Below are 1,580 nucleotides of genomic sequence, written 5' to 3' on the forward strand. Positions count from 1 at the left end.
GTAGGAACAATTATGCAGTCAGGCAAGGTTTATAAGATAGAATTTGCCTACAGACCAAAGATCACCGAAGCCGTTAAGGAACTCCCTGAGCGAAGATTTCGCTATGAAGAAAAGATTTGGGAAGTACCGGTGCAGCATCATTTAGCTGTTAAAGAATTCGCAAGGAAATACGGTCTTGAATTTCATGTTGAAACAGGAGTAGAGCCGGAAACTAATTTCGTTATTCCACCGCTTCCGGAACTTACTATTGACATCCCAACGAATCGGCCAATGTTACCATGGCAACCTGGTGGAGTTGCGTATGCTATTCAAAAACAACGCCTCATCTTTGGAGATGACATGGGTTTAGGTAAAACCAGCCAAAGTATCATTGCGATTGAGGGATTACATACAATGGGTAAAGAGGTTTTTCCTTGCCTTGTGATTTGTCCATCGGCTGTTAAGGAAAACTGGGCCGCTGAAATATCAATGAACGTAAAACGTAGAGGTATTGTGCTTAAGGATAGTATTAAACAGACGTTCCCTGAGTTTTATCGTACCGGTATGAGTCAGTTCTTCATTGTAAATTATGAAAGCCTTAAAAAGTATTTCGTTGAGCGTATCGACGAGGTGCCAAAAGGTAAGCAGTTAAGGTTGGAACATATCCATTTTAAACAGAAATACTTGGATTTCTTCAAATCCGTTATTGTCGATGAGTCACATAAAATTAAGAGTATAAAGAGTCAGAATTGCAAGTTTACTAAAGGTATATGCATTGGTAAAGAAACTGTATTCCTTCTGACAGGAACACCTATTGTAAATAAACCGATGGATCTAGTTTCTCAAATCGGGGTGCTCGGTCGTATGGGTGATTTCGGTGGCTTTACTTATTTTAAAAAGCGTTACTGCTCAGGACCAAAGGAAGCAAGCAATTTGAAAGAACTGAATTACAAGTTAAACCTTACTTGTTTTTACAGGAGGAACAAAACGGATCCGGATATTAAGAAGTATCTGCCAGACAAAATGCGCCAAGTTATTCAGTGTGAACTTGACCCAGTCCACCGAAAAGAATACGGACATGCTCAGGCTGATCTTGAAAGCTACATGGTTAACATCAAAAAGCAGACAGATGAGCAGGTAGCCAAATCCATGAAAGGGGAGGTGATGGTTCGTATCGGGATCCTTAAAAACATCAGCGCCAGGGGGAAACTTAAAGATGCATTTTCCTTCATTCAGGATATCATTGACAACGGGCAGAAGATCGTTGTGTTTGCCAGCCTTCGTGATGTAATTGCCAAGGTTCAGGAGAAGTTTCCTAACTCAGTACGGGTAACTGGTGCTGAAGATGGAGCTCAGAAGCAACATGCAGTTGACCGCTTCCAAAATGATCCGAAGATAAACGTGATTGTACTGAATTTAAAAGCCGGTGGTGTAGGTATCAACGGACTGCAGAATGTGGCAACTCAAATCTGCTTCATTGAATTTGGATGGCATGCAGCAATTATGGACCAGGCAGAAGATAGACTTTACAGGACTGGCCAGCATTCAAACGTAATGTGCACCTACTTCCTTGGAAAAGACACCATCGATGAATGGAATTA

1 protein-coding gene is annotated in these 1,580 nt (G+C 41.3%); it reads left to right on the forward strand.

The features are described 5' to 3' along the window. On the forward strand, positions 1 to 1,580 hold a 1,580-nt coding region (locus ACKI5J_RS03940), incomplete at both ends, for a DEAD/DEAH box helicase (RefSeq protein ID WP_407426724.1).

Source organism: Arcticibacter sp. (assembly GCF_045629565.1).
GTDB lineage: Bacteria > Bacteroidota > Bacteroidia > Sphingobacteriales > Sphingobacteriaceae > Arcticibacter.